Raw genomic sequence first — 23,331 nt, 5'->3', positions numbered from 1 at the left:
AAGGATGGGGGTATGCCCATTTTTAATTTGTCCTAACGTTAGAAAGCTCCGAATTTGATGTCCGATCACACACCATGGCCCCTTATCGCCAAGTATTTAGCTGGCGAATGCAGCCCGGAAGAAAAACTGGCTATGGAATGGTGGCTTGAAGAATATGACAACCTGCTCTTGTTCCGACAGATAGAGGCAGCGTGGAAGCAGGAAAAAGAAGCGGAGAACGATGCGGCATTCAATATGGAAAGCGGGCTGTCGAGACTGCATGCAAAGATTGCTGAGCAGGAAGACGCCGCCGAAGAAGAAACTCCGGAGCGGCCGCGTTACATTAAAATAGGCTCTTGGCTGGCCGCAGCAAGCATTTTGCTGGCAACCGGACTCGGCTATTTTCTGGTGAACAAACAGCATGAGGGCGGCAACGAGACCCACGTAGCGATGGAAACCAGGACCAGCGGCGCCAAAGAAGTAGTGAGCATTGAACTGTCCGACGGGACGCAGGTTTGGCTCAACAAAAACAGTAAAATCGAGTTTCCCAAAGTGTTCAGCGGGGATGAAAGACAGGTTTTCTTGCAAGGAGAGGCTTTTTTTGAGGTTGTACCCAATCCGGACAAGCCGTTTATTGTGAGAAGCGACAAACTGTCGACGAGGGTTTTGGGAACGTCGTTCGATGTTAAAGCCTATAATGGGGACGAGACTGCGTCGGTGTCGGTTGCGACCGGAAAAGTGGAGGTGAGCAAGGAGATCGAGGAAGGCGAACCGGTCCGGATAACGCAACTGACTCCTCAGCAGGAACTGGTGATTAACACAGAAAAGGACGAAACGTATATTAATATCGTTAGCGTCGTCAACATTGCACCCTGGCATTTTGGCCAGCTTGTTTTCAGGGACAATACTTATGACGAAGTAATGAAAGCATTGCAGGAACGCTTCGGAAAAAGGATTGTGTTTAAAAGCAGCATTGGCAAATGCCGGGTAATGGCCAGTTTCAATTCCACTGCATCATTGAATGATGTGTTAAAACTATTGAGTATGTCCAATTCTTTCGGTTATGTGATCGGTAAAGACATCGTTACCATCACCGGAGGAACGTGCCACTAGGCATTCATTTCCATCCTTTTCACATACATTCCGAACCAATCCTTGAACCGGTAGCCGCGCCGCACCAAGGTGTTTTGACTATGAATTATTATGAAGTTTTGATAATAATTGAATCCCTCAAATCCATTTAACCTCAATCTACTCAAAACAGTATGCGAAAAAAATTACCCGACACCCGACTGAAAACACAGACGGCGCCCAGGCGAGGCCTGGCGGTGATCCTGGCATGTTTGATGTTCGTCCAACCGCTCTTTGCCGCCCGGTCCGTCCAGGGTATCGAAGAAGTGAAAATCTCGCTTGACCTGAAAGATGTGACACTACAGAATGCGTTCCTGGCCATCGAAAAAAGAAGCGATTTCAAGTTTATCACCAGCATCGAGCGTATCGACAAGAAAAGAAAGGTATCGATCCACGCTGAGAAAAAACCGGTGAAAGAAGTACTGGAAACGATCCTGAGTGGTACGGGCCTGGATTACACGCAGGTAGAGAACAACATTGTGATCAGCACCAGGTTGGAAAAAACAACCGGACGGGTTACGCAGCCTGCGGCGGCGGTTAACCTTGCCAAAGAAATCAACGGAACTGTGAAAGATCATGCGGGAGCAGGCATTCCGGGAACAAACATCCTTATAAAAGGCACCAATCAGGGCACCACCACTGGTGCCGACGGAACCTATTCAATCAACGTTTCGGACGAAAACACTGTATTGGTGTTTTCGTCTATCGGCTATGTGTCGCAGGAGATCACTGTTGGTGGTAAAACTACGATTGATGTTACGCTTCTGGAAGACGTAAAGCAACTCGGTGAAGTGGTGGTAACCGCATTAGGTATCGAGCGTAATGCTAAAACGCTGACCTATGCGACACAGCAGATCGACGGTAAAAAGCTGACAGACGTGCGCGATGCCAACTTTGTAAATACCCTTTCCGGTAAAGTGGCTGGCGCGGTGATCACACAAGGGTCATCCGGTCCTGGTTCGGCAACACGCGTGGTACTTCGAGGTAACCGATCTATTGCGGGTAACAACAATGCATTGTTTGTGGTGGACGGTGTCCCCATCGACAACACGGCCCGAGGCCAGGTGACCAGCGATTTTGGTGGTATTAACGGCAGCGATGGCGCGGCCAACATCAACCCGGACGACATCGAATCGATGAACATTCTGAAAGGTGCGGCGGCCTCGGCATTGTACGGTAGCCGCGCGGCCAACGGGGTAATCATGATCACAACGAAAAAAGGGAAAGCAGGTAAAGTAACCGCCGACATCAATTCTGGTGTTGTTGTGGAAACACCATTTTTGCTTCCACAACTTCAAAATACCTACGGACAAGGAAGCGGCGGCGTGGAAAGTACCAATTCGAGCCAGAGCTGGGGACCCGCTACCAAAACCTTTCCAAACAACGTCAAGGATTTCTACCGCGATGCGATTTCAACCAACAACTCCATCGGTGTTTCGGCAGGTTCTGAAAAAATCCAGACTTATCTGTCGTATACCAATAACTACAACCAGGGTATCCTGCCCAACAACAAGCTGATGCGCCATACTTTTAACCTGCGCCTGAACACGCAGATCACAAAGCGTCTTTCTGCCGATGCCAAAATCACCTATATCAACTCCGACATCCAGAACAAACCACGTTCCGGTGAAGAGAGCTCTGTAACCATGAACTTGTATAAAATCCCGCGCAGCGTGGATTTAAACCAATACAAAACTTTCGAAGACGCAGCTGGCAAGCCTACTTACTGGGCCAGTTCGGGTATTTATATGAACCCTTACTGGACGATCAACCGCACGTTCGAATCCGAAAAACGTAATCGAGTAATTTCATTGGGTTCTGTAAAATACGACCTCACCGACTGGTTGAACATTCAGGGCCGGATCAGCTACGACTGGTATGCTGACCGCGTTAACCGTGGTTTCTATAACAACACGCTCCTTTTCGCTGGCTCAGGCGGTTCGTATGCCGACTGGACCGCGGAAACAACCGAGCGTAACATGGACGTAATCGTTTCGGGTAACAACAACTTTGGTAAAGATTTCCATCTGACCTACAACTTCGGTGCCGGCCAGACTTACCAGAAATACTCGCAAGTGGGTGGAACAACGACTGGCCTCACAGTTCCAAACTTTTTCGACTTGTCGTTTGCTGCTGCATTGACCCAATTGACCGCATTCAGCCAAAAAGAGCTGCAATATGTGTTCGGAACGGCATCATTGTCATTCCGCGACTTTATCACCATCGACGGTTCGGTTCGTAACGACTGGTCTTCGACGTTACCTAAACCCTATTCTTACGCTTATTACTCGTTCGGTGGTAACGTGATCCTCTCGGAAGCATTCAAACTGCCGGAAGTGATCAGCTTTGCGAAACTACGCGGATCGTGGGCACAGGTAGGTAACGATGCTGATCCTTACCGTTTGCTGCAAACCTACACCTTTACGCAAGGTGGTCGTGGAGGCGGTTATATTTCGCGTAACACGACCCGTCCTGCCGAGAACCTGAAACCGGAGATTTCTTCCTCAACCGAATTCGGTCTCGACCTGCGTTTGTTCTCCGGAAAACTGGGATTAGACTTCACTTACTACAATACCAACACTGTAAACCAGTTACTAACGTTGCCCCAAGCAACCCCAACCGGCTTCCAGAATCAGTTTATCAATGCAGGGAAAATCAACAACAAAGGTTTCGAAATCTCGCTGACCGCATCTCCATTGAAAGGAAAAGCACTCACCTGGGACGCAACCCTGAACTTCGCGCGAAACGTGAACAAGATCATCGAGCTTCACCCGAGCGTGAAGACCGCGACCCTTGGCGGAAATACCCGTACTACCACCGCAATCGTCCGTGAAGGCGGGTCATATGGGGATTTGCAGGCATTCGGCTGGAAAAAAGATGCAAACGGAAGCTATGTCGTGAATGCGAAAGGACTTCCGGTGGCTACCGCGTTTGACAATATCATAGGCAACTTCAACCCTAAATTCACAGTGGGTCTGAACAACTCGTTCTCATACAAAAACTTTGTCCTGAGCTTTCTGGTAGATGGCCGCGTAGGTGGAGTGATGACTTCCGGAACCGATGGTAACCTTGCTTACGATGGTACGGCAGATTATACCGAAGAGCACCGTCAGGGTGGCTGGGTATTGCCGGCGGTAACCGAAAAAGGCGAACAGAACACGGTGGCGACTGATGCGCAGACATTTTGGCAAACGGTTTCACAAGGTCGCTATACCTGGGGCGAGTTCTTTACGTACTCCACCACGAACTTCCGTTTGAGAGAGGCCACTTTGGGCTACAACATCCCAACCCCTCCCGGCATGTTCTTCAAGTCGCTGCGCCTTTCGCTTACCGCCCGCAACCTGTTCTTTATCTACCGCGGTTATGCCAAAATGGATATTCCGGGTCTAGGCAAACGTAAACTTCCATTCGATCCGGACGTAAACCTGGGCGCAGGCAACTACCAGGGATCGGAATACGGAGCCCTCCCTTCAACACGTACTGTTGGTTTGAATTTGAAAGTTGGATTCTAATTAAACAGACAATCAAAAATACTGGAACATGAAATTATCATTCAATAAATATATCAAAGCAACCACATTTGGTGTCCTTACCGGCTCGGCACTGGCATTAGCAAGCTGCACCGGTGATTTCGACGAACTGAACACCAGCCGTACGGCATTGACGGACATTTCTGATGCCGAGTTGCCCTACATATTCTCGCGCGCACAACAGCAGGCGTCATACGCAGCCGGTACTTACCAGACGGCCCAAAACCTTTTCGCAGATTTATACGCTCAATATTTCGCAACCACCACGCCGAACTTCCAGTCGGACCGCTTCTTTATGCACCCGACTTGGATCGACAACCACTGGAACCCCGTTTACGTGCAGGTGGTACCTCAGCTCAAAACGTTGTTCGAGCGCGTGGCTCCCGGCACGTCGCAATATGCACTGGCGAACATCTGGTGGGTGTATTCATTCCATCGGGTAACCGACTATTACGGCCCGATCCCTTACTCGGCAGCAGGTAATCCCGGCACAACGGTTAAATATGATTCGCAGGAAGAGATTTACAATGATTTTTTCAAACGTCTCGCCGAAGCAACCGACGCATTGAAATCTAAAACTACGGAGAAGCCCTACGGTAACTACGACATCATTTATGCCGGTGATGTAAATAAATGGATCAAGTTTGCCAACACATTGCGCCTGCGCCTGGCACTCCGCATTTCGAAGGTTAATCCTGCCAAAGCAAAAACGGAAGCAGAGGCCGCGATTGCCGGCGGATTGCTGACTGACGTGGCGGATAATGCTTACATGGTCAAAAGCTTGCTTGGCGGTGATAACAATGGTCTCGCGACGATCTCGGGCTGGGGCGAGTTCCGGATGAGCGCAGCCATGGAGTCGGTGCTAAAAGGTTATGAAGATCCCCGTATTGGCATATTCTTCCAGCCGGCATTCAATACAAAGTCTTATGAAGGTATCCGAAATGGCCTGGGCCCGACAGAACTTGCCGTAGCTGCCAATAGCAACGACAATAACTCCAACATCGGCGAGCGCTGGATTCGCAACACAGGCGGCGGATCGGCCTGGGACCGTCAGTTGGCCGTTCAGCAAGACATAATGCATACTGCCGAAGCCTACTTCCTGCTGGCCGAAGCCGCGGTGAATGGCTGGAATGTAGGTAGTGGCACTGCGCAATCGTTCTACGAAAAAGGTATCCAGGCATCCATGGAAGGCTGGGGCATTACCGGAGCGGCTGTTACTACGTATATCAACAGTACAAAAACACCCGCTGCACCCGGCGACCAGCAGCAATCACCTGCCCTTTCCAGCATCCCTGTCAGATGGGGGGCTACCGAGGCTGTTCAGAGAGAGCAGATTGCAACACAGAAATGGCTTGCATTGTATCCCGACGGCATCGAGGCTTGGGCAGAATTCCGTCGTACCCGGCTTCCGAAGCTCTATCCGGTGGTGAACTCGGTGAATACCGACGTTCCTACGACAGCGGTAGTAAGAAGGATTCCATTCCTGCTGCAGGAGAAACAAAACAACGGCGCGGCCGTAGAAGCAGCGGTGACCCTTCTGGGCGGACCCGACAATGCCGCTACACCGCTTTGGTGGGATAAGAACTGATAATTCTGATAGACGAAAAAGTGCCTTCCGGTGAATTATTCCGGAAGGCACTTTTAAAAATCGATCACTCGGAATAAAAAGGCATCAAAACTAGCATTGACCAAACTTTATTTTTCAAATTTCTAATTATTAAAAAAATAATCTTACTAAACAGAGTATCGACGCATATAAAGAGCATCCTTCCTCTGCATACTGTCAAAACCGTTTTGTAAAGCCTTAATCCAATCTATCCAGTCCTTAACCATTATGATAAACCGAAGAGATTTAATCAAGCATCTGTCCACATTTCCCCTCCTGGGCGGATTGATAGGACAAAGCAGCACTGCCGAAGCAGCAGGACTGTTGGCCAAAGCACCAGTGCGCAACCTTGCTAAAGAACTGGGTATCCGTACGTTCATCAATGCCGCAGGAACCTATACAATGATGACCGGCTCGCTCATGCAGGACGACGTGGTGGCAACGATCCAAGGCGCTGCCAAGGAATTCATGATGCTCGATGAAGTCCAAACCAAAGTAGGCGAGAAAATCGCCGCCATTACGCACGCGGAATCGGCTGTCGTGACGGCGGGCTGCTTCTCGGCATTGACCCTTGGCCTCGCGGGCGTGCTCACGGGAATGGACACGAAGAAAGTCGAGGCCCTTCCGCATTTGGAAGGCACGGGTATGAAATCAGAGGTGATCATTCAGAAAGGTCACAACATCGGTTATTCGCATGCATTGACCAACACAGGTTGCAAGATCATAGTGGTTGAAACGGTAGAGCAACTGCAAAAGGCCATTAATGAAAAAACAGCATTGATGTGGTTCCTTCATATCCAGTCGGACAAAGGGCAGATCATGCATGAACAATGGATCGAAATCGCCAAAAAGAATGGCATTCCGACCATGATAGATATGGCTGCCGACGTGCCGCCGGTCGAAAACTTGTGGCGTTTCAACGACCTGGGCTTCGACCTTGTGTGCGTGTCTGGCGGGAAAGCAATGCGTGGGCCGCAAAGCGCGGGTATACTTATGGGCAAAAAGCAGTATATCGATGCTGCCCGCCTGAGCATGCCACCACGCGGATCGACCATCGGTCGCGGTATGAAAGTGAATAAAGAAGAGATCCTCGGCATGTATGTCGCGCTTGACAACTTTGTCAAAATGGATCATAAAAAAGAGTGGAAAGTGTGGGAAGACCGCGTGGCAACGATCGAGAATGCTGCGAAAAGCGTGAAGGGTGTAATGACAGAAGTAACTGTTCCTGAGCTCGGTAACCACACACCCACCCTGAAAATATCGTGGGATGCAGCGAAGATCAGCCTGCCTGTGAAGACATTGCAGGAAAATCTTCGCAGAGGCAACCCGTCGATTGAGATAATGCCAGCCGAAAATAATTCGCTGACCATTACTACCTGGATGCTCAAAGCGGGCGAGGAGAAAATCGTAGCGTCCAGATTGAAAGAAGAACTGTCTAAAGCAGTTGTTTAAATATGTACAGTACCATTTAACTCTTCCTAAACCCAAACCTTTTCAAAAAGTAAAATGCAGCACAGGTCTATCCTTATCATTTTTCTGGCGTGTCTGTTCGGCGTGGCTTCTCATGCACAGACGTACAGCATACTGATCAAAGGCGGCACGGTGATCGACCCGAAGAACAATATCAATCAGGTGATGGATGTCGGTATTTTCGAAGGGAAGATCAAAAAAGTTGCCCGGGATATCGATCCCAAGGAGGCCCGCCAGGTGGTGGATGCCAAAGGGATGTATGTCACACCCGGATTGATCGATATCCATGGACACGTGTTTTTTGGTACCGAGCCAAACCATTATCTCAGTAATGGTTTGGTGGCGTTACCACCCGACGGCTTCACCTTCCGCGTTGGCGTGACTACGGTCGTCGACGCGGGCGGTGCCGGCTGGGATTCGTTTTCAGAATTTAAAAAAAATGTGATTTTCAATTCCAAAACCCGCGTGCTATCGCTGCTGAACATTGTAGGCCAGGGCATGCGCGGCGGCAATTGGGAGCAGGATACGGCAGATATGGACCCGACCCTGGCTGCTGGTGTGGCCATTAAAAACCGTAACGATGTGGTGGGTTTCAAAGTAGCGCATTTCATGGGCAAGGACTGGAAACCCGTTGACAATGCAGTAAAAGCCGGACAACTGGCCAATATGCCGGTTATGATCGATTTTGGTGGCAGTACACCTCCTCTTCCGCTCGAAGAGCTGTTTATGAAACATCTACGCCCGGGCGACATTTATACACACGCCTACACATTGCTGGAAGGCAATGTAAGAGAAACCATTGTGGATGAAGCCACGCAAAAAGTAAAGCCCTTCGCCATTGAAGCACGCAAGAAAGGCATCATATTTGATGTAGGTTACGGTGGTGCGAGCTTCAATTACTCGCAGGCAATTCCGGCGATGAAAGCGGGGTTTTACCCTAATACCATTAGTACCGACCTGCATACCGGCAGTATGAATGGCTCGATGAAAGACATGCTGAGCATTATGTCGAAGTTTTATAATATCGGGATGGACTTGCCGGCCATTATCAAAGCAAGCACCTGGGAACCCGCCAAAGTGATCCACCGCGAGCAGCTCGGCCATATTTCTGAAGGTGCCATTGCCGACGTAGCCGTGTTCTCAATGCGCAAAGGTAACTTTGGGTTTTATGACAAAACCGGCTACAAAGTAGAAGGCAAAGAAAAACTCGAATGCGAATTGACCGTCATGGGCGGAAAAATTGTCTATGATTTGAATGGCATTACGACACCGATATATTTGACGAAATAATGCATCGGCTGTCAGCGGTCAGTCGGCGGCGGTCAAACCGACCGCCGGCCGCCGACCATGAATCCCTAAACACCTGAACCCCTCGTAAATTATCTTATGTTTAAAAATCGTTTCAAATGGTCTGCTTCGCTCCTTCTTCTGGTGGGGCTGGGGTTTACGCAGCATTCCGACCAGGATTTGCCGGTCGTTAATACTAAAAATGGCGGTTTGTTTTTGCCGGATGGATTCGAAGCTGTCGTCGTAGTCGACAGCCTACCGGGCCGTGCGCGGCACATTGCGGTGAATGACAATGGCGATATTTACGTAAAAGCCCGTTTCGCCGATAAAGGCGCATCGGTCATTGCGTTGCGCGATACTAATAAGGATGGTCGCGCAGATATTATTAAAACTTTTGGCGGAGCTGCCAAAGAACGCGCTTACGGTACTGCCATGCGCATTTACAAGGGCTATTTGTATTTCAGCTCCGAATTGGTCGTTTATCGCTACAAACTGACGCCCGGCAAACTGGTACCGGACAGTCCAGAAGAAGTGATCCTGACCGACGACCACCCTCACGGGATGCACGAGCACATTGCAAAACCCATTACATTCGACGACAAAGGCTTTATGTATGTACCTTTCGGTGCTAATTCCAATGCCTGCCAGGAACAAAACCGTACGCCCGGTTCCAAAGGAATGGATCCATGCCCGATCCTGGAAGATCACGGCGGGATCTGGAAATTCGATGCGAACAAGGTTGGTCAGTTGCAAAAAGACGGTACCAAGTTTGCCACCGGCCTTCGCAGCGTAGTCGCTTTGGACTGGAATTTCGCGGATAACAATTTGTATGCCGTACAACATGGCCGCGACGACCTTTTGCGCCTCTGGCCGCAGCTTTTCAATGGTTGGCAAAGCGCAATGCTGCCTTCCGAGGAGTTTTTGAGAATAAAAGAAGGTACACATGCCGGCTGGCCCTATTGCTATTGGGACCAAATGCAATCTAAAAAATTATTGAATCCGGAATATGGTGGTGATGGTAAAATTGTAGGTCAATGTGACCAGTACGAAAAGCCACTAATCGGTTTTCCTGGCCACTGGGCACCGAACGACATCCTGTTTTACCAGGGCAACCAGCTTCCCGAGCATTACAAAAATGGTTCGTTCATCGCATTCCACGGCTCAACTAATCGCGCGCCTTACCCACAGTCAAGCTATTTCATTGGATTTGTACCATTCAAAAATGGTCAAGTAGCAGGCGAATACGAGGTATTTGCAGATGGTTTCGCGGGTCTCGATCCGATCGTAAATGTGAGCGACGCAGTTTATCGCCCGATGGGTATCGCCATGGGACCTGATGGTTCGATTTACATAGCTGAAACTGAGAAAGGCAAGATCTGGAAGGTGACTTACAAGGGCAATAAGAAGAAATTCAGTAAAACAGCGATGGCGAAAATGGAGCAACGTAAAACCATGTCGCATATCCGCACGCCCGACTTCGTGAATGATAATCTGGATAAAGACAAACCCATAGCCGGCGGGAAAGTGTATAGCGTATATTGCACAGCCTGCCACCAACGCAACGGCATGGGCGATTCCCAACGCTTCCCGCCCTTGGGAGGGGCCGAATGGGTTACCGGCGACAAAGAAAGGCTGATTAAGGTGTTGCTAAACGGATTGGAAGGGCCGATTGAGGTAAAAGGACAATCCTACAATAATGTGATGCCCCAGCACAGCTTCTTGAAAGACGAAGAAATTTCAGAGGTACTGACCCACATCCGAAGCAATTTTGGAAACAGTGCAGGCCCAGTAACCACAGAGGAAGTAGCCAAAGTGAGGGCCTTGCTCAAATAGTAAGACATTACGCCATTCATCTTCCAACCCCGTTTAAGCGGATATTACTCTCCGGCAATTGAGTGTTCCTTTAAAGGGGTTGGAGGAAGAATGGCAAAGTACTAATTCACCATCCTGTATATTCATGCTGAAAAATAATTTTTCCGCCGCAAGCTTTATCATTCTTTCAGGAATTGGCCTCGCCGGGTTTTCTTCCGAAAAGAATGCTTTTTCACATAATAACCAGGATCCCTGGAAGGCGCCGGCCTGGGCCGATACGCTTAAAAGTCCTTATCACGAAGAACCGCTTACCCTCGCACAGGGCGAAGAACTCTTCACATTGTACTGCTCTTCCTGCCACGGAGAAACCGGTTATGGCGATGGTGCCGCAGGAGGTGCTTTGGGCCAGAAGCCTGCCAACTTCCACGATACGCTCGTGAAAGCACAGAGCGATGGCTCGTTGTACTGGAAAATGTCGAACGGCAGGGGCAATATGCCGCCATTCCAGGATGTGTTTACGCCCGAGCAGCGCTGGCAGCTTGTGGCGTACATCCGGCATTTGGGTAAAACCGAATAACATAATTGAAATATCCTAGACCCCTTAATCACTATGTTACATTACAGCCGCATTATGAAGTCCGGACTCACGTCGGTGCTCGCCCTGGGCATGACGTTCCATGTTTTCGGACAACAACGGGAAGTGTCTACTTCCGTCCCCAAAGTACTTCGCGACGACATTACCATTGAAGAGTACATGAAGGTGGAGCCGGAAGCGGTCCGCCTCATTCAGCACCCTGTTTCGGGTGAAATGTATTACACCACGTTTTTTGGAGATGTAGTGAAAATTGTCGTAGAAAACGGCAAGCCTGTGAGCAAAAAATTGCTTTCGGTGGAAGATCACGGCATACCACGCCTGCAGGGTGCCGCATTTCATGGCAATACGTTGTTCCTTGCGGGCAACGTGAGCGTGAACAACAACAAAGGCAACAAAGGCCGGATGGTCCGCTATGAAATGACGCCGGGCGTTCCCACGCAGGGCGTTCCCACGCAGGGCGTCGAAAAGCCGGAAATGACAGTTGTTTTCAATACTGTTGAATACGGTGCAAATAAAACAACTTTCGACCACGGCTGGAATGCGCTGGAAATCAGTCCGGATGGTAAATACATTTATGTAAACACCGGCGCACGTACCGACCACGGTGAGGTACAGGACAATGGGGGAGAGTATCCTAATGCGCGTGATAATGCCCTCACTGCTAACATTTTCCGCTTTCCGATCAACTCCAAGGACCTCCTGCTATCCACCGACCTGGCGAAGCTAAAAGCCGAAGGCTACATTTTCGCGGAAGGTATCCGCAATGCCTATGATATGGCTTTCGATGCAAAAGGTAACCTTTTCGCAGTATCCAACTCCGGTGATTACGACCACCCCGAGGACATGTTCTGGGTACGCAAAGGCCATCATTACGGCTTCCCCTGGGTAATGGGCGGCATCGATAACCCGCAGCAATACCCCGACTTCCAGGCAGATCCTGAAAAAGACCCATTCCTGAGCAAGTTTGCATTTGCCTTTCTCATGAAGTACTTCCACAACGACCCAGAATTCCCGAAAAGACCGGCCGGCGTGACATTTTCCCCGTCCGTACAGAACCTGGGTCCGGACGCGAACGAGTACCGCGATCGTAAAACCGGCGTTGTGATGGACGGCGATACCACAGGCGTTACCGTTGGTACTTTCAATGCGCACTCGTCTCCGCTCGGGATTTTCTTCGATACGCACAATGCATTGGGTAAAGAATTCACCGGCGATGGCTTCGTGATCCGCTACACCGGCGGCCCGCGTAATGGCGTCGTCAACCCGAACCCTTTGCGCAGGTACGGCAAGGATCTGCTGCACCTGGAAATGGTTTACGATAAGAAAACCGACAACTACAAAACCAAGACGACCAGCATTATCAACAATTTCACCGCTCCTACTGACGCGTTGCTCGTAGGCAATACGCTTTACATTATCGAGTATGGCGGAAAGCAAGGCGGCAACAAGGGGGGAGGAAGCCTTTGGAAAATCACCCTGCCAGCCAACGACAAGCTTGCCAAAAAGACCAAGAAAAAAACCTCATAATTACATCTCGTTCTACATATCACTTTAATTAATCTGTTATGAAATCTGAAAGAAGATCTCTTATTAAAAAGTTGTTCGCATCCGTCGCTGGCATCGCAGGTATCGGCGCTGTCTCCAAGGTTCAAGCAGGAATTACTGCACCGGCCCCACAGAAAGAAGTGGGTGACGTGGAAATGTACCAGGACGTACCCCTATTTTCCGGCCATACCAAATTCAACAATCTTGTATTTGTAGCAGGCAAAGGCGCACACTTCGATGGCGACATCACCGCCCACACCAAGCACGTGCTCGACGAACTCGAGAAAGAATTGATCAAAGCTGGTTCCTCCATGGAAAAAGTCCTTAAATGCTCCGTGTTCCTCCATGACCTGAACGACTACAAAGCGATGAATGAAGCCTATAAAGGCCGTTTCGGCAGCAAACCCCCATGCCGTACCACAGTAGCCGTGTACGGCGGCGTACCAGGCGACTCTTTGGTCGAGATCGACTGTATTGCTTACGTATAGCGGATCGAGGGAGGAAAGGGAGGAAGGAAACGAGGCAAGGACAGTCATACATTGTTCTTGCTGCTTATTTTCCTCCCTCCTGCTCCCCTTCTACCTCGCCTTCATTCCCCTGCTAGCGTTCCTGATTCATTCTTCTTTCCATTCCTCCTTCCTCCCTCAATCCTATTTCTAAAAGTAACCAAGTCAACCTGCCCAGCCACTTATCCGACTTTTCTCAAATTTTTATTTTGAAATAGTACAATTTACCAGCATTTAATTCGCTCACTAAAAATAAAGTCGGACTTAAATTTTAGATTCACGTGATTTAACAGTTAATTTGTTCAACTGACCCGATTAGATTTGAACAAGAAACAACGTATCGCTGAAGAGAATGAAGTTCTTATAAATCTCTGGCACCAAAGCCAGGCAGGGGATAGTCTGGCATTTTGCCAATTAGCCGACAAACAGTACCGCACGCTTTTCAACTACGCCTGCAACTTCACATCCGATCGCGAGTTCATCAAAGACGCTATTCAAGACCTGATGATCCACATTTGGGAAAAGCGGCAAAATATTCAGATCCAGTTCGTTACTATCTATTTCCTGCGCGCATTACGCAACCAGCTCATGCAGGAATTCCGCCGCAATAATGGCACGCATCCGTTCCTGGATATCGACGAAGCAGGACAGGTTTCCGATTATCAGACCGTTGAAACACAAATCGAGCAAACGGAGCTTCTTACCGAAAACCAGTTCAAAGTACGTAGCGCCATCGAAGAGCTGCCCCGCCGTCAGAAGGAAGCCGTTTTCCTCAAATTCTTTGAAGGAATGGACAACGAGCAGATCGCCGACTTGATGCAGGTAAACCGGCAATCGGTAGCCAACTTGCTTTTCAAGGCAATTACCACGCTCAAACAACACATCTACGCGGTCAGCAATCTTCTGTTGCTTTGTTTTGCACTACAAGCTTGATACCAGGTAAATTGACTCCATCCAGCCTTGCACCATACGCCTCGGGCTATGCGCTGACGTGGCCCGCCTGACAAAAATCTACCGAGCCCCCAGTCAATTTTTCCGCAAAATTTCGGCTTCATGCAACCGGAAGTGTACATTACACATCCTTTGGGTAACAAACTATAAACTATGCCCTCAACGCCAAGCCGAACCCTCTGGATCGATTACCTCCGTTCATTTCTGACTGTACTAGTGGTTGCCCACCATTCATCGCTCGCCTACACCACGTTCGCCAGTTTCGACAAGGTGGCCTATGTCCGCTCCACCAATCCCATCGTCGACAGCCACCGTTGGGTCGGTCTGGACATTTTCGAAAACTTCAATGACGTATTCTTCATGTCGCTGATGTTCCTCATTGCCGGACTGTTTGTAATCAAAAGCATTCAACGGAAGGGCACGGCTGCATTCATCCGCGACCGGTTTTACCGATTATTCTTGCCATTTCTGATTGGCGGAACTTTGCTCAACCTGATCGCACACTATCCGGCTTACCTCATCGCTCACGGCAATGGGAGCATTCGAGACTATGTTATCGATTTCTTTGCAATCGAACAGTGGCCTGTCGGGCCACCATGGTTTATCTGGGTGCTCTTTGTTTTCAATCTGGCATTTGCACTGATCTACTTTTTCAAAAAATCGCTTTTCGACACACCCGCACATGTGCATACATCTGTGGCCCACAGGCCTGCTCTTGCGGCCCTGTACTTACTACTTATCACATTCCTCTTATATGTCCCGTTCGCTTTCTGGCTAGGCCCCGGCACTTGGACTGGCTTCGGCCCATTCGATTTTCAAGTGACACGCGCTCCATGGTATTTCGGCTATTTTATGCTGGGTATATGGCTGGGGAAGATTCATTTCAACGAAGGCCTTTTCAATGAATCATCGCCGCTCGTGCGTCGCTGGCCGCAGTGGCTACTGCTGTGCGCTATTGCATATACGTCACTTACACTCTTTCCGAATTTCCTGACGGATCTGGTCAAGAGTGGCGCACTGTCCGAATTTACTGGATATCTGATTTACTTCACCATTTATGTCGCGTCCTGTACATTCAGCTGCTTAGCCTTCATGACCAGCTTCCGCGCATTGGTCAAAAACCCAAGTGCTACCTGGGATTCGTTATCGGAGCATGCTTATCTGATCTATTTGCTGCATTATCCGTTTGTGATTTGGATGCAATATACCCTGCTTAATGTTGAGTTACCTGCACCCGCGAAATTTTGCGTCACATTCGTCACCGCCCTAATCGGCAGTTGGTGCGTTGCTTTGCAATTGCGGAAGATCAGCATAATAAAAAAATACTTTTAACTCTGATCAGACATCTCATCCTGAAAGGAGACTTCCCAAACACAACTCATTTTCTACCGTTACTGGCTCTGCCAAAAAGATACCCGAGGGATGTGCCGGCAAATGCCAGCGCTTTCAAACCTGCGTCTGACCAGAAATGAGCTTCCGCTGGTTTCCCGTATGCAGCAACCAGACAAGTACCGAAAATTACCAATCCCAGGAATACAGCTATCAATGCAACAAATGTCTGGGTGTTCTGTCCGTCACCGAAGAACCTGCCTAAAAATCCTAGCTCGGTGCTTCGCATGTCTTTTTCATGCCGATTCAGCTCCCTCGTGATTTCGAGCTCCATGTGATGCGCCGCGAGTTGCTTTTCTGTTAATGGTGTGTCCGTCTGGTCCTTTTTAACAATCCCCTTTTTGGCCTGAGTCCTGCTAAGCTCCATATTCAAAAGAAATCCGATTTTTGATTACAGGAACAGACACTACGAACAGCTCCGAAAGCTGGCTTGCGGACAACCCCTGCCAATACTTGTCGAGCATAAACCGCGGAACCAGCAGGTTCGCCGCGAACGCATTCGCTTCGGCTTCTTTGGGATCGTTCGTCGCCGTATCCTCCCGCATGAGCACCTTGTAATCAGAAGATCTAGCCCACTCGGCATGTAATATCCGATGCCCGAGCTCATGTGCGATCGTAAAAGTCTGCCTAAGCGGATACTCATTCATATTAACGAAGATCGTGTCCTCCTCGAAATCATAAAATCCTGATATGCTGTTGAGCTTCTTTTCGAACTCTACAAATGAGACCGCCACCCCCAGACGCTTTGCGATGTCCATTGGATTAACAGGAGGCTTTTCCAATCCAAACTCTTGTAGCAGGCAATACGCTTCACTTTTCGCTCTTTGGTAATCCGGATTCATGTAGTATCTCATATCAGTTCCTTATGAAATTAACAATTTACTTCCCAGAGGTGCCCCTCTCTCCAATAAAAATACAAAAATGATATTCAAAAAATCAACTCTCTGATCCCCAGAAAATCAAATAATGATCCACAGGTGATTACTGGCATACGAACGGTCAAGCACCAAGGCGGCAACAGACACTTCACCGCATTTTATTCGCCCATTCAGGAATCTCCGAAAAATAATTTCCAAAAAAAGAGTATCGGCACAATCATCTCGCATCCTTATTAAAATTAGCCATATTATTATTTGCCCAATATGCTGCATTACCGCAATTTTCTTCCGGAGGAACTGGCCGCCGATCCATCATTCAGACGCTGGGTGTTATTCAACGACCCCGCCGATGAAGCCGAATGGACCGAATGGCTGGAACATAACCCGGACAAGCAGGATCTCGTCAATCGCGCCCAGAATTTTCTGGCGATGACAGAAGCGGCATTCGACCAGATCTCGGATGAGGAGGTGGCTAACGAAATTTACAGACTGTCGCATTCGATCGGCGAAAACAGGGCTAAAAAATCGTCTGTATGGCTGCGTTTCAGGCCGAATAGATACCAGATGGCAGCTTCCGTATTAATCCTGATGTTCGCCGGGTGGTGGTATAATAAGCAAACGCTCTCGCAGCAACAGTCGGATCAGTACAAAGTAATCCTGAGCCAAATTAAGGAGCCACTGGTCGAAGCCTTCAATTCGGGCAACGAAGCAAAACTGGTTACACTCGAAGACGGCAGTTCGGTACTATTGCAACCACATAGCCGCATTACCTACCCGCGCCGGTTCGAGGGCCGCAAGCGCGAGGTGTTCCTGAAAGGCGAGGCGTTCTTTGAAGTGGCCAAAAATCCCGACAAGCCTTTTTACGTGTATGCACATACGCTGGCTACGAAGGTGCTCGGTACGAGCTTCAAAGTGAGCGCATTCGACGATCAGGAGGTGAAAGTGGTGGTAAAAACAGGCAAAGTATCGGTTTTCCCGATGACGAAAGAGGCCATTGCAAGTCAGCGTGCGGATGACCGGCTCGGCGGAATGGTGCTTACGCCTAACCAGCAGATAACCTTCGCACCCAATGAATTACGACTTACAAGAAGCCTTATTCCAGACCCGAAACTGCTGGAATTGCCGATACAAAGACAGTCATTTGAATTCAAGGGAACGCCCATCAACGAAGTGTTCGCGGCATTGGAAAAATCATATGGTATAAAGATCGTGTTTGATGCGGAGGTGATGCAAAACTGCTATCTCACCGCCTCGCTCTCCGACGAGCCGCTTTTCGAGAAGATCAACCTGATTTGCAAAACGATCGGCGCACAGTATGAACAGCTCGATGCCAATATCATCATCAACAGTAAAGGATGCTAACGAAAATAACTCTCTCTCAATAGCTTATGACTAATTCGCCCGTGCCTATGACCAGAAACCGCTACTAATTACCAGTTCCAAAAAAGGTCGATGATGCTGCAACACCACCGACCCGATTAATCCCCTTGCTTGTGTACGCTTAACAGCATCTGAATGAAGCTGCTGTGGGAATCATTATGCCGAATTTTAACCCGACAAAAATCAAAATTATGTCAAAAAGAGTACAATTTCACCATGCTTTACAGAAAATCATGCGCATTACTCTGTATCAAGCCCTGCTCTCTCTTGCGTTCAGCACCTTCGTTCACGCGAACGATGTGCGCGGACAAAGAGTGTTAGAACAAAAAGTGACTTTGCGTTTGCCCAATACCGAAATAGATAAGGCATTGGAGAAAATTGAGAATGTGACGAAAGTTAAGTTCATGTACAACCCTCAGATTTTCAACAACCAGAAAACATCTTACAAGTTCCAGGACGAATCTTTGTCCGAGGTACTTAATAAAATTCTGACCCCGCATAAAGTAACTTACGAAGTGGTCCAGGATCGTATTATCCTGCGCCGCGAACAAGCACCTGTTGAAGAAAATGCGCCTAAGACGGCTCCCAAACGCAATGTAACAGGAAACGTGAAGGATGAAACCGGCGCGGCCCTGCCCGGCGTAAGTGTGCTTATAAAAGGCACACAAAGAGGTACTTCCAGCGACGCGGATGGCAAGTTTGCGCTGGATATCCCCGACGGCGAAGTTACGGCTGCCGTTCTGGTATTCAGTTTTGTAGGTTACACCACGCAGGAAGTTTCAATTGGCAGTCAAACCAATATTGATGTGCAACTGGCACCTGAAGCAAAGGCTTTGAACGAGGTGGTGGTAACCGCTTTGGGTATTTCCAAAGAGAAAAAGGCATTGGCATACGCAGTGACAGAAGTAAAAGGCAGCGAGTTTACGCAAGCACGCGAGAACAACATCGCGAATGCGTTAACAGGTAAAATTGCAGGGGTTAATGCGACAGGTATGTCGACCGGCCCTGGCGGATCAAGCCGTATTATCATCCGTGGTAACGGTTCTTTGAGCGGTAACAACCAGCCATTGTATGTGATCAATGGTATGCCAATGGACAACAGCGTTCCCGGCGGTGGCAATGCCTCGGATGGTAACGGTAACAACACCGACCGTGGTGACGGTATCGGTGGTATCAACCCGGACGATATCGAATCGATCAGTGTTTTGAAAGGTGGCCCGGCAGCTGCGCTCTATGGTGCCCGCGCTTCCAATGGTGTGATTTTGATTACCACTAAAAAAGGCCGTGCACAAAAAGGCATCGGTGTTGAGTACAATGGTAACTTCTCGGTAGATAACCTTTCCATTATTCCTGACTGGCAATATGAGTACGGACAAGGTGTGGACGGAGTAAAACCAACTACACAGACACAGGCAAAAAGCTCCGGACGTTTGTCATACGGTGCAAAAATGGATGGTACGCCTGTCGTGCAGTTCGACGGTGTGGAACGCCCTTATTCTCCTCAGAAAAACAATCTTAAAAATTTCTACCGCGCAGGAACTAACTACATCAACTCCATCTCATTCACAGGTGGTAATGAGTCGGTTAATTTCCGTTTTGGCTTGAACAACACCAGCTCAAACAGCATTGTGCCTAACTCTTCTTTCACCAGAAGAATCGCCAACCTTAACCTGAATGCTTTTTTGGGTAAAAAGCTGAGCATCGAAACAGTCGTTCAGTATAACATTGAAAACGGCCACAACCGTCCGAAAGTAGGTTATGCAGATTACAACCCTCACTGGGCTACTTACCTGGTTGCAAACACAGTTGATATCAGAAGCCTTTCGCCGGGATACGACGCTGTTACCGGTAAAGAAGTGGAATGGAACCCTGTACCTGCCGCTCCGAACCCATATTTCGTGATCAACAAATTTATCAATGAAGATCAGAAGAACCGTTTCCTGGGTCAAGCCAACATTAAGTATGACATTCTGGACAACCTTTTTATCAAAGGAAGCGTAAGCCGCGATTACTACAACTTCAATTATGAGTTCGTGGTGCCTACTGCGAACGCTTACCAGCCCCTGGGTACTTACGAAGCCAAGAAAGTTACTTCTTCGGAAACCAATGGAATGCTAACCTTGAACTACCAGAAGGATTTTTCAGAAGATTTCAACTTCTCGGCACTGGCAGGTGGCAACATGCAAAAAAGCATTTACGACCAGACTGCATTCAACGGTACAGAATTTACCATCCCAGGCTTTTACAGCTTTACCAACCTGGCTACCTCTGCGGTAGTGCCTACTTATAACAAAAGCGCGATCAACTCATTGTTCGGATCTGCTGATTTGGGTTACAAAGGATTCGCATACCTGACCGTGTCAGGCCGTCAGGACTGGTTCTCAGTACTGAACAGCAAAAGCAACAGCATCTTCTATCCTGCTGTCGGTGGTTCGTTGATCCTGTCGGAAGCATTCAATTTACCAACAGTAGTAAGCTTTGCCAAACTACGCGGTTCATGGGCGCAAGTGGGTGGCGCTAACGTGCTTCCTTACCAGATCTACCAAAGCTATGCAATGGCGGTAGGTGGCCACAACGGACGTCCTGTTCAACAATTGTCTTCGTCAGTTGTACCAAACCCTGATCTGAAACCGCTTACATCTACCACTTATGAAGCGGGTATCGAAGCCAAATTCCTGCAAAACCGATTGGGTCTTGATGTAACGCTTTATAATCGTAAAACGACCAACGACATCGTTCAAAGCAACATCGCCTCGTCTTCGGGTTACACTGCTGCATTGTTGAACGTGGGTGAATTGAGCAACAAGGGTATCGAACTCTTGCTAACCGGCACTGCGATTAAAAACAACAGCTTCATGTGGGATGTGAGCTATAACATGGCCTACAACAAAAGCGAGATCGTGAAGCTGGCCGATAACCTGCCTTCTTTGAGCATTGGGACAGGCGTAGGTGGTGGCTTGATCAACAACGTGGTTGGCGGCACTTATGGTGAGGTTTGGGGTTACAATAAGCTTAAAGATGCCAATGGCAACACTGTATTCAACACAGCCAGCGGTTATGCAGTAAGAGGTAACCTGGAAAGACTGGGCAATGGTACGCCTCCATTGACAATGGGCATCACCAACAATTTCAAATACAAAAACTTCTCTCTGAACATCCTGATCGATGGTAAATTCGGAAGCGTCGTGTATTCGAACATGTACCAGTATGCTTATCGTTTCGGTTTGCCGAAAGAAACATTGCCAGGTCGTGACAACGGTCTGACGGTGACGGGTGTAACGCCGGAAGGTGCTCCGTTCTCGAAAACATGGGAAAAGAAAGACATTGATACTTACTATGACAATGACAAGAACTACACAGGCATTTTCACATTCAACAACGATTTCGTGAAGCTGCGCCAGGTAATCCTGAGCTATAACCTGCCGGTCGGTAAGTTCTCTATTCTCGGTACCAAGTTGCAGTCTGCCTCCCTGTCAATTGTCGGACGTAACCTTGCTTTACTTTACAAAGACAAGAGAAACAAGTACTTCGATCCAGAATCGAGCTACACCAACGGCAACGCACAAGGTCTGGAAGCGTTCGGTGTACCCAGAACCCGCAACATCGGTGTGAACCTGACAGTGAAGTTTTAATCATTCAAAAATTTTGTGACGATGAACAAATTCCTGAAACTATCATATATGGCCGCGATGGCCGCCTTCATCTCCTCCTGCGACAACAATTTCGAGGAAATGAATGTGAACCCAAACGCGTCGACGGAGGTTGTGCCGGGCTTTCTCTTCACCAGAACCCAGCTTTCAACCGTAAGCAACAACTTTACCGGTGCCGCTTACCTGACCATCGGCGGTTCAATGCAGCATTTCGCGACCTACAAAGAGGTACCTGCGGCTGGTGACAAGTATTTCAATTACAGCTATTCAACCGGTAGCTGGGCACTTTTTGGCGGCGATCCTGCTACGGCGGGCGCGGTGATCGATATCGCGCAGGTGATCGAGGCCGTGAAGGTTTCACCCGATGACATTAACAAGCTGTCGGCAGCACGCATCTGGAAGGCCTATCTGTACCATCGCCTGACCGACTTGTACGGTGATATCCCTTATTCGGAAGCAGGTCGCGCGCTTACAGACAAGAACTTCACGCCGAAGTACGATACACAGGCTTCGATTTACGCCGACTTGTTGAAGGAACTTGACGAGTCGATCGCGGCATTCGATGCTGCCAAGGCCACCTTCGCCAACTCCGACCTGATGTACGGCGGCGATATTATCAAATGGAAGAAATTTGGCTATTCGCTCATGCTTCGCCTGGGTATGCGTCTTACAGAAGTAGATCCGGCCATGGCTGAAACCTGGGTCAAAAAAGCGATCGCGGGCGGTGTTATTACTGCCGATGCGGATCTCGCCAAGATCGACTACGTGGATGGTTCTATCACCGCCAGCCGTAACTTCATCTCGGCCGGTTTGATGAGCACCGATTATGTGAATCCAGGAGGCGACAATGTGGAAGGCGGTAAGTTTGCCAAAACGTTGATCGACCATTTGAAAACCTCGAATGATCCCCGTCTGAATGTGATCTCTATCGTGTGGGTACCTTCGGCAGATGGCAAAAGCTTCACAGCCGATACCACTACCGCATTGCAGAAAGGTATGCCTAATGCGGCATTCAACAGCTTGCCAGGCGATTTCAACAGCTATTCAGAGCCCAACCCCGCTACCATCCTGAAATACAGCGCTCCATTGCTGGTATTAACGCCAGCCGAAATGCACTTGCTGCTAGCAGAGGCTAATCTGCGGGGCTGGTACAGCGGTGCTACGGCAGAAGCTTCCTACAACACGGCGGTAACATCCGGCATGAAACAATGGACATTGTTTGGAACAGCTGGCGTGATATCCGATGCAAGAATTGCGGCTTACCTGAAAGCAAACCCATTCAATGCGGCTGGTACGCTGGCCCAGAAAATGGAACAGATCGGCACACAGAAATGGGTTACCCTTTTCCTGGAAGACGAATACGAAATCTTCTCGAACTGGCGTCGTACCGGTTATCCAAAGCTTACTCCGACGAATTATCCGGGTAACCTCACAGGTGGACAGATCCCAACCCGTTTTGTGATCCCCGATTCAGAAGAACAATATAATCAGGTGAATTTTTACGAAGCGCGTACACGCCAGGGCGGTACAAATACGCTGTCGAGTGTAGTTTGGTGGGATAAATAAGCGGTATCATTGAGCCGCCTGTTGATGAAGTAGATAACCGATACGGATTGCTGACC

At 48.9% G+C, this 23,331-nt stretch carries 16 protein-coding genes; 14 read left to right on the top strand and 2 right to left on the bottom strand.

Translation table 11 applies throughout. The annotated features are described in order from the left end of the window. Positions 1-57 precede the first annotated feature (57 nt). The 11 genes from LZD49_RS09500 to LZD49_RS09450 all read left to right on the top strand — a co-directional run bounded on the left by LZD49_RS09500 (position 58) and on the right by LZD49_RS09450 (position 15,744). Complete coding sequence (locus LZD49_RS09500) at positions 58-1,092, top strand: FecR family protein (protein WP_234667104.1); 1,035 nt, start codon at positions 58-60, stop codon at positions 1,090-1,092. 152 nt (positions 1,093-1,244) lie between these two features. Beyond that, positions 1,245-4,622 carry a SusC/RagA family TonB-linked outer membrane protein gene (locus LZD49_RS09495; RefSeq protein WP_234667103.1) on the top strand — a complete coding sequence of 1,126 codons (3,378 nt, stop codon included), beginning with the start codon at positions 1,245-1,247 and terminating at the stop codon, positions 4,620-4,622. Positions 4,623-4,650: 28 nt separating this feature from the next. Next, positions 4,651-6,228, top strand: coding sequence for a SusD/RagB family nutrient-binding outer membrane lipoprotein (locus tag LZD49_RS09490; protein ID WP_234667102.1), 1,578 nt, complete (start codon positions 4,651-4,653; stop codon positions 6,226-6,228). Between the two features lie 246 nt (positions 6,229-6,474). After that, on the top strand, positions 6,475-7,698 hold the full coding sequence (locus LZD49_RS09485) for an aminotransferase class V-fold PLP-dependent enzyme (protein WP_234667101.1): 1,224 nt from the start codon (positions 6,475-6,477) through the stop codon (positions 7,696-7,698). Between the two features lie 54 nt (positions 7,699-7,752). Next, positions 7,753-9,006 carry an amidohydrolase/deacetylase family metallohydrolase gene (locus LZD49_RS09480; RefSeq protein ID WP_234667100.1) on the top strand — a complete coding sequence of 418 codons (1,254 nt, stop codon included), beginning with the start codon at positions 7,753-7,755 and terminating at the stop codon, positions 9,004-9,006. 96 nt (positions 9,007-9,102) lie between these two features. Then, the gene (locus LZD49_RS09475; protein ID WP_234667099.1) at positions 9,103-10,836 is read left to right on the top strand and encodes a c-type cytochrome; all 1,734 of its coding nucleotides are present in this window, start codon (positions 9,103-9,105) and stop codon (positions 10,834-10,836) included. Positions 10,837-10,960: 124 nt separating this feature from the next. After that, positions 10,961-11,392, top strand: coding sequence for a cytochrome c (locus LZD49_RS09470; protein ID WP_234667098.1), 432 nt, complete (start codon positions 10,961-10,963; stop codon positions 11,390-11,392). A gap of 33 nt (positions 11,393-11,425) precedes the next feature. Then, complete coding sequence (locus tag LZD49_RS09465) at positions 11,426-12,937, top strand: sorbosone dehydrogenase family protein (protein WP_234667097.1); 1,512 nt, start codon at positions 11,426-11,428, stop codon at positions 12,935-12,937. 38 nt (positions 12,938-12,975) lie between these two features. Further along, positions 12,976-13,443 (top strand): RidA family protein, encoded by a 468-nt coding sequence (locus LZD49_RS09460; RefSeq protein WP_234667096.1) that lies wholly within the window; start codon positions 12,976-12,978, stop codon positions 13,441-13,443. 339 nt (positions 13,444-13,782) lie between these two features. Continuing rightward, positions 13,783-14,394 (top strand): RNA polymerase sigma factor, encoded by a 612-nt coding sequence (locus tag LZD49_RS09455; RefSeq protein ID WP_234667095.1) that lies wholly within the window; start codon positions 13,783-13,785, stop codon positions 14,392-14,394. A 171-nt stretch (positions 14,395-14,565) separates the two neighbouring features. Further along, a complete protein-coding gene (locus LZD49_RS09450; protein ID WP_234667094.1) occupies positions 14,566-15,744 on the top strand; it encodes an acyltransferase in 1,179 nt (392 codons plus the stop codon). Between the two features lie 46 nt (positions 15,745-15,790). Here the strand turns inward: LZD49_RS09450 and LZD49_RS09445 are convergent, their stop codons facing one another. Further along, entirely contained in the window at positions 15,791-16,168 is a 378-nt protein-coding gene (locus tag LZD49_RS09445; RefSeq protein WP_234667093.1) for a hypothetical protein, read from the bottom strand. Beyond that, positions 16,158-16,655, bottom strand: coding sequence for an ImmA/IrrE family metallo-endopeptidase (locus LZD49_RS09440; protein WP_234667092.1), 498 nt, complete (start codon positions 16,653-16,655; stop codon positions 16,158-16,160). Before LZD49_RS09440 ends, LZD49_RS09445 begins: the two co-directional genes overlap by 11 nt. Before the next feature lie 288 nt (positions 16,656-16,943). On the opposite strand from LZD49_RS09440, the gene LZD49_RS09435 reads away from it, so the two are divergent. The 3 genes from LZD49_RS09435 to LZD49_RS09425 all read left to right on the top strand — a co-directional run bounded on the left by LZD49_RS09435 (position 16,944) and on the right by LZD49_RS09425 (position 23,275). After that, positions 16,944-18,041, top strand: coding sequence for a FecR family protein (locus LZD49_RS09435; protein WP_234667091.1), 1,098 nt, complete (start codon positions 16,944-16,946; stop codon positions 18,039-18,041). A gap of 209 nt (positions 18,042-18,250) precedes the next feature. Continuing rightward, positions 18,251-21,691, top strand: coding sequence for a SusC/RagA family TonB-linked outer membrane protein (locus LZD49_RS09430; protein WP_234667090.1), 3,441 nt, complete (start codon positions 18,251-18,253; stop codon positions 21,689-21,691). Between the two features lie 21 nt (positions 21,692-21,712). Continuing rightward, a complete protein-coding gene (locus LZD49_RS09425) occupies positions 21,713-23,275 on the top strand; it encodes a SusD/RagB family nutrient-binding outer membrane lipoprotein (RefSeq protein ID WP_234667089.1) in 1,563 nt (520 codons plus the stop codon). Positions 23,276-23,331 lie beyond the last annotated feature (56 nt).

Source organism: Dyadobacter sp. CY261 (assembly GCF_021440085.1).
Lineage (GTDB): Bacteria > Bacteroidota > Bacteroidia > Cytophagales > Spirosomataceae > Dyadobacter.
This window is presented reverse-complemented; position numbering and strand designations above follow the sequence as displayed.

Excerpts from the sequence above, each read along its gene's own strand:
- LZD49_RS09500 (WP_234667104.1), top strand. The coding sequence starts at position 58 with ATGTCCGATCACACACCATGGCCCCTTATCGCCAAGTATTTAGCTGGC.
- LZD49_RS09495 (WP_234667103.1), top strand. The coding sequence starts at position 1,245 with ATGCGAAAAAAATTACCCGACACCCGACTGAAAACACAGACGGCGCCC.
- LZD49_RS09490 (WP_234667102.1), top strand. The coding sequence starts at position 4,651 with ATGAAATTATCATTCAATAAATATATCAAAGCAACCACATTTGGTGTC.
- LZD49_RS09485 (WP_234667101.1), top strand. The coding sequence starts at position 6,475 with ATGATAAACCGAAGAGATTTAATCAAGCATCTGTCCACATTTCCCCTC.
- LZD49_RS09480 (WP_234667100.1), top strand. The coding sequence starts at position 7,753 with ATGCAGCACAGGTCTATCCTTATCATTTTTCTGGCGTGTCTGTTCGGC.
- LZD49_RS09475 (WP_234667099.1), top strand. The coding sequence starts at position 9,103 with ATGTTTAAAAATCGTTTCAAATGGTCTGCTTCGCTCCTTCTTCTGGTG.
- LZD49_RS09470 (WP_234667098.1), top strand. The coding sequence starts at position 10,961 with ATGCTGAAAAATAATTTTTCCGCCGCAAGCTTTATCATTCTTTCAGGA.
- LZD49_RS09465 (WP_234667097.1), top strand. The coding sequence starts at position 11,426 with ATGTTACATTACAGCCGCATTATGAAGTCCGGACTCACGTCGGTGCTC.
- LZD49_RS09460 (WP_234667096.1), top strand. The coding sequence starts at position 12,976 with ATGAAATCTGAAAGAAGATCTCTTATTAAAAAGTTGTTCGCATCCGTC.
- LZD49_RS09450 (WP_234667094.1), top strand. The coding sequence starts at position 14,566 with ATGCCCTCAACGCCAAGCCGAACCCTCTGGATCGATTACCTCCGTTCA.
- LZD49_RS09445 (WP_234667093.1), bottom strand. The coding sequence starts at position 16,168 with ATGGAGCTTAGCAGGACTCAGGCCAAAAAGGGGATTGTTAAAAAGGAC.
- LZD49_RS09440 (WP_234667092.1), bottom strand. The coding sequence starts at position 16,655 with ATGAGATACTACATGAATCCGGATTACCAAAGAGCGAAAAGTGAAGCG.
- LZD49_RS09435 (WP_234667091.1), top strand. The coding sequence starts at position 16,944 with ATGCTGCATTACCGCAATTTTCTTCCGGAGGAACTGGCCGCCGATCCA.
- LZD49_RS09430 (WP_234667090.1), top strand. The coding sequence starts at position 18,251 with ATGTCAAAAAGAGTACAATTTCACCATGCTTTACAGAAAATCATGCGC.
- LZD49_RS09425 (WP_234667089.1), top strand. The coding sequence starts at position 21,713 with ATGAACAAATTCCTGAAACTATCATATATGGCCGCGATGGCCGCCTTC.